We start from the raw sequence: 8,562 nt of genomic DNA on the forward strand, positions 1-8,562 counted from the left end.
ATGTTTTCCGAGGTTTGATCCACACATGTGCGGTATCTCGGTCGCGATGTGGACCGGCGCCCGCGCGCTCGCATCGAAAGCGACACCGGGATCCGCCCCCCAGTCCGGGGCATGAACGATGCGCGCGAGGTCGTCGTCCTCCGGTACGGCCACCGGCCGGGGCGCGACGACCGCATGACGACGCACGTCGGGCTCACGGCGCGGGCGCTCGGGGCCGACCGGGTGATCTTCCCCGACAACGCGGGCCAGTCGGCGGAGACGGTCCGCGACATCACCGGCCGGTTCGGCGGGCCGTTCGCCGTCGAACTGCGCGACGACCAGAAGGCGATCGTCCGGGAGTTCGACGGGGTCGTGGTCCACCTCACGATGTACGGCGAGCGCGTCCAAGACGTGGAGACGGCCGTCCGGGAGGCGGTCGGGCTCGACGAACCAGAAGCGCCCGAGGAGGCGTCACCGCCGCGCGACCTCCTCGTCGTCGTCGGCGGCGAGAAGGTGCCGTGGGCGCTGTACGAGCGCGCCGACTTCAACGTGGGCGTGACGAACCAGCCGCACTCGGAGGTCGCGGGGCTCGCCGTCTTCCTCGACCGCCTGTTCGACGGGGCGGAACTCGGCCGCGAGTGGGCCGACGCCGACCGGCGCGTCGTCCCGGAGGCGACCGGGAAGACGGTGATCGACGCAGGGACCGAAACCGACAGCGCCGGGGACGACGAGGCTGGAGACGACAGCCCCGGGAACGACCGAGCGTCCGAGCGCCGCGACTGACCCGGCTACTCTCCCGCGTCGCCGCGCTCGGCGTCTCGCTCGACGACCTCCGGAGTCCCGCTCAGGATGCCGCGGAGCCCCGACATCGGCTCGCCGACGGTGACCCCGTGCTCCGTGATCTTGAACTCGCGGATCGTCCGCTCGAAGTCGCTCGTCCGCTTTTTCAACACGCCGATTGCCTTGCGGAGCTCGCCGCCGACCTCTAGGTGCCGGAGGAAGAGGATGTTGTCGGCGAGGTAGCTGATGTTCTCCATCGTCGCGCGGAACTCCCCCGTGACGTTCCGCGTCTCGTCGATGAAGAGGCCGGTGACGCCCGCGTTCTTGAGATAGCGGCCGAGCGCGTGCATCTGCTGGAGCATCTGCTCTTTCTCGCCGCGCAGGGTCAGCCGATACCCGGAGATGCCGTCGATCATGACGATGTCGGCCCCCTCCTCCTCGACCTCGTCGCGGACCATGCGGGCGAACTCCTGTGGCGACCGCTCTAACGCCTCCACCTCCGTCACCTGAAGCGTCCCCTTCGCCAGCATCTCGTCGACGGGAATGTTGACCGCGCGCGACCGGGCGAGGAACGTCTCCCGGTTCTCCTCGAACAGGTAGATCACGGAGCGTTCCCCGCGGCCCGCGGCCTCCTTCATGAACTGGGTGCTGAGCGTTGTCTTCCCCACGCCGGTCGGGCCGCTCACGATGGTGACGGTGCCGCGCTCGATCCCGCCGTGGAGCAGCTCGTCGACCTCGGGGATCCCCGACGAGACCTGCTCGAACGCCAGCTCCTCGTCCCGCGTGCCGGGCTGGAGCGCGGGAAACACCTCCATTCCCGCGTCGGTGATCCGGTAGGCGTGGTCCCCGCTCTGCGTCGACGACCCCCGGAACTTGGGGACGCTGACCGTCTTGCCGTACGCCCCCGCGTCGAGCCGGACCGTCCCGTCCGTGATGAACTCGAGGTCGTCTGTCGGGAGCGACCGCGTGTTCTGGACGGTGAACAGCACGGTCGCCCCCCTGTCTTTCAGGAACCGCATGAATCCGACCACCTGCTTGCGGAACTGGTAGTCGTCCGAGAGGAGGAACCGGAGCTGCGTCAGCGGGTCGACCACCACCCGGTCGGGGTCGACCGCCGTCACGCCCTCGACGATCCGCTCGGTCAGCGGCTCTCGCTCGACCTCCGAGGGCGCGAACACCTCGTACGACTCGTCCTCGACGAACGCGTCCGCGCCCGGGCTCAGGTCAAGGAACTCGATCGAATCGGTGTCGAAGCCGAGCGCGTCAGCGTTCGCCTTCAGGTCGCGGAGGTCCTCTTCGAGGTTGACGAAGAGCGCCGTCTCCCCCTCGTCCACGCCCCGCTGGAGGAAGTGGAACCCCAGAATGGTCTTCCCGCTCCCGGCCTGTCCGCGGACCATGTAGCTCCGCGTGGGGACGAGCCCGCCCGACAGCACTTCGTCGAGGCCGTCGACGCCGGTCGACGCCCGCTCGGATAGCGACGTTGTCATACCGTGGTACTCGCCCCCGACCGTGATATATATGGGGTAGTTCTTAGTGGCTCCCCGACTCAGATACGACGAGATGGATTCGAAGTCGGACGCGGAGTCCGGGGGCGATGACGGCGGCGGGCCCCCGGACCGCCCCGCCGGGGACGACGCCGGCCCCGCTCTCTCCCGGGCCCGCGACGGCGACCGCGCGACGGTCCTCCTCCTGATGGACGCCGACCGCGACCGCGGGCTCCTGTCCGACGCGCTGTCCGACCGGTACGCCGTTCGGACCGCCGAGTCGCCGGACGCGCTGAACGGCGAGTTCGACTGCTGTCTCCTCGACGCCGGCGCCTTCGAGGCCGCCGCGGACGCGATCGACGCTCGACGCGAGCGCGCCGAGCCCGCGTTCCTCCCGTTCGTACTGCTGGTGAGCGAAGGGTCGCGGGCGGGGCTCGGCCACGCCGCGTGGGAGCGCGTCGACGACGTCATCGAACTCCCGGTCGGACGCCGGGCGCTCGTGACGCGCGTCTCGAACTTGACCGAGCGGCGGCGGACGTCGCTCCGGTTCCGGCGGACCGTCGCGGACCTGCGGCGCAAAGAGCGGGCGATGGACGAGGCGCCCGTCGGGATCACCCTCGCGCGGGCGACCGACGGCGACGACAGCCCGCTCGTGTACCACAACCGAGAGTTCGAGGAGCTGACCGGCTACGGCGACGAGATCCTCGGCGAGGACTGTCGGTTCCTTCAGGGCCCCGACACCGGCGAGGAGTCCCGGGCGCGGATACGGCGGGCCCTCGACGAGGACCGACCGGTCGAGGTCGACATCCTCAATTATCGGGCGAACGGCCAGAAGTTCTGGAACCGGCTCTCCATCGCGCCGCTGCGCGACAAGGAGGGGAACGTGACGAGCTACGTCGGATTCCAAGCCGACATCACCGAGCGGAAGATCCGCGAGCGGCGGCTGGAGGTGATGGCCCGAGTGCTCAACCACAACCTCCGGAACAAGATGAACCTCATCGAGGGGTACGCGGACCTCCTCCGCGACGACCCCGACGAAGAGTCGCGGCGTCGGTCGCTGGACGTCATCGCCGAGACGGCCTCGGACCTCACCGGGATCGCGGGCGCCGTCCAGACCGTCGACGAGACGGTCTCACCGCCCGGGCTCGACGCCCCGATCAACCTCCGAGACGAACTGGTCGAGCTCCGAGACCGGCTCCGCAGCCGCTACCCGGACGCGTCGGTGACCATATCGCTACCCGACGACGGACCGATAGAGACGACCGCCGTGGGCCTGCCCGTCGCCGTCTCCGAGGCGGCCGAGAACGCGGTGAAGCACAACGACGCGGCGACGCCGTCGGTCGAGGTGCGCGTCGAGCGCCGTCCGCCGGAGTGGATCGCGATCGAAGTCGAGGACGACGGCCCGGGGATCCCGGACCACGAGACGCAGGTGCTGGAGGCTGGCGAGACCTCGCTGACCCACGCGGACCGGCTCGGCATATGGCTCATGTACTGGGTCGTCGCCAAGGCGGGCGGCGAGTTCGACATCGACACCGACGGTGAGGGGACGACGGTCCGCCTGGAAGTCCCGGTGCGGCCCTGAGTCGGCCGATACACCGAGCCGCTTCCCCTACAGTGTCCGCTTCGAGCGGAGCCGCGCGAGCCGCGTCCGGGCCTCCTGCCGGCTCGTCCCGCGAACCCGCCCCGTCTCGGCGTCGGCCATGGAGACGAAGGAGAGCCGGTCGAGGAGCGGGGGCCAGTCGCCGGCGCCCGCGGCGTCACCGGCGAACGCGACCGCGTTGGCGAGCCCCTCGCGCTCCTCGCTTCCGACCCGGGCGACCAGCGCGTCCGCGGCCCGCCGCCCGCCGGCGACGGAGAGCCGATCGCCGACCGTCGCGGGGACCCACGCCGGGAGGAGCAACAGCCAACACAGGACGCCGGCGGCCGCGTACGCCCACGACGGGATGCGCTCGCGGTCCGGCTCGTACCCGTGGATCCGGTTGACGCGCCGGTCGGCGGCGGTCCGGTCGCCGCGGCGTCCCACGAGCAGCGTCGCGAGCAGCGCCGCGGTCTCGACGGCCGCCAGCGCCGGCAGCGTCGCGGTGGTGAGGAGCGCCCGCCGCGTCCGGAGCCGGACGAGCGCGTGGCGCAACGCCGCGTCGCGGTCCGCCTTCGGCAGGGCGAGCAGCCGCGTGGAGACCACCAGTCGCGCCCCGCGGTAACCGTCCGTGACGGCGACGTTCGCGGCGTCGGCGCGGACCGTGGTCACCGGCGGCGCGTCGACGCCGACCTCGCCCGCGAGGTGTTCGACGCGGTCGGCGACGAAGTCCGCGCGGCGGTCGTCTAGGTCGGCACGGGGGAGCCGCGCGATCCGCCTGTCGACGAGCGCGGGACCGAGGAGCGCGGAGAGCGCGGGGCCGACGACGACGGCCGCGAGCAGCCCGCCCGGCGCGCCGAGCGGGACGGTCCCGAGCCCGCCGGGGCCGAGCAGCGCGGCGAGCGGAACCAGCGGGACCGCCGCCAGCACGACCGGGACCGCGAGGAGCGCCAGGGCGCCGAGGGCGCGTCGCCCCCGTCCGTCGACCGAGTCTGCCATACGGGGTGAGTGTGAGTCACGGCGCGTAAAGCTCTGCCGGACCCGCGGGTCCGGCGGGGGCGGCGCAGGGCCCGCTTTTCGGGCGGGCGGGACGCGTCGCGACCGCGCCTTTCGGAGGTTTTAACCGGATTCCACCACCAGTTTCCCGTAATGGCTTTTGAGGATCTACTGAACGACCCCGTCATCCAGAAGTACCTCCACGAGCTGGTGGGGCCGACGGGGATGCCGGTCGCGGCCGCGCCGCCCGACGGCGAGGTCACCGACGAGGAGCTGGCCGAGGAGCTCGGCTTGGAGCTCAACGACGTGCGGCGCGCGCTGTTCATCCTGTACGAGAACGACCTGGCGACGTACCGCCGCGTCCGCGACGAGGACTCCGGCTGGCTCACGTACCTGTGGACGTTCCACTACGACAACATCCCGGAGAACCTCCAGGAAGAGATGTACCGACTGCTCGAGGCCCTAGAGGAGCGCGAGGAGTACGAGCGCACCCACGAGTTCTACCTCTGTGAGGTGTGTTCGATCCGCTTCGAGTTCGGCGAGGCGATGGACTTCGGCTTCGAGTGCCCCGAGTGCGGCTCGCCGCTGGAGGCGATGGAGAACGACCGGCTCCGCGAGGCCATGGACCGGCGCATCGAGGAGCTGCGCGACGAGCTCAACGCGGACGTGACCGCCTGATGGTCGTCCTCGCAACCAAGTGCTACGTCGAGGGCGACGCCCGCGACCGCGCGCTCGACGGCATGGACTCGCTCGTCGCCAACGACGTCGGCGAACTCGACGTCGACTGGCAGGTGGGCGTTCGGGACGACGAGTTCGTCCAAGTGGACGTGACCGGGGAGGACGCCCCGGTCGCGCGCAACGTCCTCGGGGAGACGTGGGGCGAGGTCGTCGCCCACGACGGCGGCCTCGAAGCGGGCGAGACGTACGTCGGAACCCTCGAATCGTGGGACGACGTGGGTATCACCCTCGACGCCGGCGTCGACGTGTTCGTCCCCGCCGACGAGCTGGGGCTCGGCGTCGGCTCGCCGGAGCAGGTCGTCGAGCGGTTCGGGCTCGTCCAGCACCTCCCGGTGCGGTTCGTCTACGGCGGCGATCCGGGCGACCCGGACGCGGACCAGAGCCGGCTCGCCGACGGCGAGCGCGACCGGCTGTACGACTGGCAGCGCGGCGACGGCCGGGTGAACGTCAACTCGGCGACCCGCGGCGAGACGCGGGCGACGGTGAACCGCGCGGGCCACGCGCAGGACATCGTCACCGTCGAGCGGTTGGGACTCCTCGAACAGAGCATCGTCTGCGCGGAAGGGACCGACCCGCCGGGACTGCTCGCCGCCATCGGCTCGTACCTCCCGGCCGAGATGCGCTGCGTCGTCTAACCTGATCACACGTGAACAGACGCTTCGCGCTCGCGGTGGCGGCGATCGCTCTCCTCGCGGTCAGCGCCGGCTGTCTCGGCTACGCGACCGGCGGCGGCGAGGTGACGAACGAGACGCTCGACGCCGAGCCGCCGCACGGGTACGACTTCGACACGGACCGCGACGCCGCGTTCAACCTCACCACGGACGCCAGGTACACCGTCGTGTACGCGGTCGACGACCGGGAGGAGATCCGGCTGTACCGGCAGACGCCGTACGCCGGCGACCAGCCGCTGGAGTTCGAGGCGTTCCGCTACCAGTACCCCGACGGGGAAGTGATCACGGGCAGCGAGTTCCGCGCCCGCGGCGGCGAGATCGAGCGCACGACCGACGAGACCTGGATCCGCTTCGCCGACGACATGAGCGGCGGGAAGGCGGCCTTCGCCGGTGCCGGGTCCCCGCGACGGTTCAGCATGCGCGCGTACGTCGAGGGGTCGTACGCGGTGACGCTGCCGCCGCAGTTCAGCACGGAGGTGCCGATCGTCGGCCACGTGTCGCCGCGCGATCACGCGGTTGAGACGGTCGGCGACCGCGACCGGATCGTCTGGGAGGAGGTGACGAGCGGCTCGATTGTCGTCCAGTCGTACCGCGAGGGCGACCTCGTGGTGTTCGGCGTTATCCTCGTCATCGGCGCGGTCGCCGCGGTCGCCGGGACGCTCTACTTCCGGCGACAGCTGGAGGCGCTCCGCCAGCGCCGCCGCGACCTCGGACTGGGCGTCTACGAGGACGACGACGACGATGACGGCCTGCTATAACGGGCGCGACCGGCCGCCGTCGTCGGGGCGTCAGCCCGCGCCGCGGTCCTTTTCTACCACGCGCCGCTTGAGACTGGTATGAACGCCGCCGTCGTCACCGTCGGGGACGAGCTCCTCGTCGGCGACACCGAGAACACGAACGCCACCTGGCTCTGCGACCGCCTCGACGCCCGGGGCGTCGCGGTCCGGCGGGTGACCGTCGTCCCGGACGAGGTCGCCGAGATCGCGCGCGTCGTCAACGAGTACCACGCCGAGTACGACGCGGTGATTGTCACCGGCGGGCTCGGGCCGACGCACGACGACGTGACGATGGAGGCGGTCGCGGCCGCGTTCGGGCGCGGCCTCGAAGCGAACGCGGAGGCGACCGCGTGGCTCGCCGACCGCGGGTACAGCGGCGACGACCTCGCCGCCGAGACGACGCACCTCCCGGCCGACTGCCGACCGCTGCCGAACGAGGCCGGGGTGGCGCCGGGCGCCGTCGTCGAGTCCGTCTACGTCCTTCCGGGAGTCCCGGACGAGATGAAAGCGATGTTCGATCTGGTCGAAGACGAGTTCGCGGGGACGCCGACCCACGTGCTCACGGTCGACGTCGACGAGCCGGAGAGCGAGCTGCTCGACCGGTTCGCGTCGCTGCGCGAGCGGTTCGACGTGCGGGTCGGCTCGTATCCGGGCGAGGTCGTGACCGTGAAGATCACGGCCGAGAGCGAGGCAGAGGCCGAGCGCGCGGCGGCGTGGATCCGCGAGCGGACCGACGCGGTCGAGGAGCGGTCCGCCTGAGCGTGTAGGGAGGGCAGACGGTCGGCGGCCGAGGCGGGGCTACCGGTAGAGGTACGCGATCCACACGACGACGAGGGCGAGGCTCGCGAGCAGGATCGCGCCTGCGGTCGCGCTGATCGGCAGCGGCTCCGTCACGGCGGCTTCGAGGATCATATCTCGGCGTTGTTCTGGGGGCGCCTTAAGTATTGATTCTCGGACGAGAGGGGGCAGACCGACGGACGAGCACCGCGGCAGGGGTACGAAAACGGGACCGGGAGACGTGGGCGTGTGGCAGCTACCGCGGGAGGGATCCAGTCCCGATGAGACGAGCAGGTTACCGATGGCGGGCTCGTTCCACCGGCGGTGACAACTACGAGCGGACACGTGTTGAGTGCCGTGTCCCGGTGTTGAGGGCCTTTATGTGCCGGTCCGACCGACGGTTCCGGGCGCCCGCGCGCTCCGACCCGGACGCGTCTCGCTTAAGGGGCCGGCGCGGCGAACTATTTGTCATGCACGTGGGGATCGCGGTGAACCCGGTCGCCGGGATGGGCGGCCGCGTCGGACTGAAGGGGACCGACGGGAAGGTGACCGAGGCGGTCGAGCGCGGCGCGGAGCCGCGGGCGCCGGACCGGGCGCGGCGGATGCTGGAGCGACTGGCCGCGGTGGAACCCGACGCCGCCGTCTCCGTAGCCGCGGACCCAATGGGCGAGTCGGTCGTCCGCGGGGCGGGCTTCGACCCGGCCCGCGTCGTCGACCCGTTCGACGGCGAGCCGCCGGCGTCGACGGCGACGACCGCGGCGCCCACCGCGGCGGTCGTCCGGGCG

The 8,562-nt window shown here is 71.3% G+C and carries 8 protein-coding genes and 1 pseudogene; 7 read left to right on the forward strand and 2 right to left on the reverse strand.

Features of this window, described 5'->3' with window-relative positions; genetic code table 11:
* Positions 1–111: 111 nt before the first annotated feature.
* A complete protein-coding gene (locus tag B9G49_RS03625; RefSeq protein WP_049931708.1) occupies positions 112–762 on the forward strand; it encodes a tRNA (cytidine(56)-2'-O)-methyltransferase in 651 nt (216 codons plus the stop codon).
* A 5-nt stretch (positions 763–767) separates the two neighbouring features.
* Here the strand turns inward: B9G49_RS03625 and B9G49_RS03630 are convergent, their stop codons facing one another.
* Positions 768–2,246, reverse strand: coding sequence for an ATPase domain-containing protein (locus tag B9G49_RS03630; protein ID WP_086215450.1), 1,479 nt, complete (start codon positions 2,244–2,246; stop codon positions 768–770).
* Positions 2,247–2,319: 73 nt separating this feature from the next.
* On the opposite strand from B9G49_RS03630, the gene B9G49_RS03635 reads away from it, so the two are divergent.
* Positions 2,320–3,825 carry a PAS domain-containing protein gene (locus tag B9G49_RS03635; protein ID WP_086215451.1) on the forward strand — a complete coding sequence of 502 codons (1,506 nt, stop codon included), beginning with the start codon at positions 2,320–2,322 and terminating at the stop codon, positions 3,823–3,825.
* A 27-nt stretch (positions 3,826–3,852) separates the two neighbouring features.
* Here B9G49_RS03635 and B9G49_RS03640 read toward each other — a convergent pair whose 3' ends face one another.
* On the reverse strand, positions 3,853–4,818 hold the full coding sequence (locus tag B9G49_RS03640) for a hypothetical protein (RefSeq protein WP_086215452.1): 966 nt from the start codon (positions 4,816–4,818) through the stop codon (positions 3,853–3,855).
* A gap of 150 nt (positions 4,819–4,968) precedes the next feature.
* Here B9G49_RS03640 and B9G49_RS03645 point away from each other — a divergent pair, with 150 nt between their 5' ends.
* From B9G49_RS03645 to B9G49_RS03665, 5 genes and pseudogenes are all read left to right on the forward strand, one after another.
* Positions 4,969–5,493, forward strand: a complete 525-nt coding sequence (locus tag B9G49_RS03645; protein ID WP_049931644.1) for a transcription factor — start codon at positions 4,969–4,971, stop codon at positions 5,491–5,493.
* On the forward strand, positions 5,493–6,188 hold the full coding sequence (locus tag B9G49_RS03650; protein ID WP_086215453.1) for a DUF2110 family protein: 696 nt from the start codon (positions 5,493–5,495) through the stop codon (positions 6,186–6,188). The genes B9G49_RS03645 and B9G49_RS03650 overlap by 1 nt, the downstream gene beginning before the upstream one ends.
* 11 nt (positions 6,189–6,199) lie before the next feature.
* Entirely contained in the window at positions 6,200–6,982 is a 783-nt protein-coding gene (locus B9G49_RS03655) for a DUF5803 family protein (RefSeq protein WP_086215454.1), read from the forward strand.
* A gap of 78 nt (positions 6,983–7,060) precedes the next feature.
* The gene (locus B9G49_RS03660) at positions 7,061–7,759 is read left to right on the forward strand and encodes a molybdopterin-binding protein (RefSeq protein ID WP_049931647.1); all 699 of its coding nucleotides are present in this window, start codon (positions 7,061–7,063) and stop codon (positions 7,757–7,759) included.
* A gap of 488 nt (positions 7,760–8,247) precedes the next feature.
* Positions 8,248–8,562 (forward strand): annotated as a pseudogene (locus B9G49_RS03665) (N-acetylglucosamine-1-phosphate uridyltransferase); the annotation flags it as partial.

The sequence above is a fragment of the Halorubrum sp. SD683 genome (genome assembly GCF_002135045.1).
GTDB classification, from domain to species: Archaea; Halobacteriota; Halobacteria; order Halobacteriales; family Haloferacaceae; genus Halorubrum; species Halorubrum ezzemoulense.

Excerpts from the sequence above, each read along its gene's own strand:
- B9G49_RS03625 (WP_049931708.1), top strand. The coding sequence starts at position 112 with ATGAACGATGCGCGCGAGGTCGTCGTCCTCCGGTACGGCCACCGGCCG.
- B9G49_RS03630 (WP_086215450.1), bottom strand. The coding sequence starts at position 2,246 with ATGACAACGTCGCTATCCGAGCGGGCGTCGACCGGCGTCGACGGCCTC.
- B9G49_RS03635 (WP_086215451.1), top strand. The coding sequence starts at position 2,320 with ATGGATTCGAAGTCGGACGCGGAGTCCGGGGGCGATGACGGCGGCGGG.
- B9G49_RS03640 (WP_086215452.1), bottom strand. The coding sequence starts at position 4,818 with ATGGCAGACTCGGTCGACGGACGGGGGCGACGCGCCCTCGGCGCCCTG.
- B9G49_RS03645 (WP_049931644.1), top strand. The coding sequence starts at position 4,969 with ATGGCTTTTGAGGATCTACTGAACGACCCCGTCATCCAGAAGTACCTC.
- B9G49_RS03650 (WP_086215453.1), top strand. The coding sequence starts at position 5,493 with ATGGTCGTCCTCGCAACCAAGTGCTACGTCGAGGGCGACGCCCGCGAC.
- B9G49_RS03660 (WP_049931647.1), top strand. The coding sequence starts at position 7,061 with ATGAACGCCGCCGTCGTCACCGTCGGGGACGAGCTCCTCGTCGGCGAC.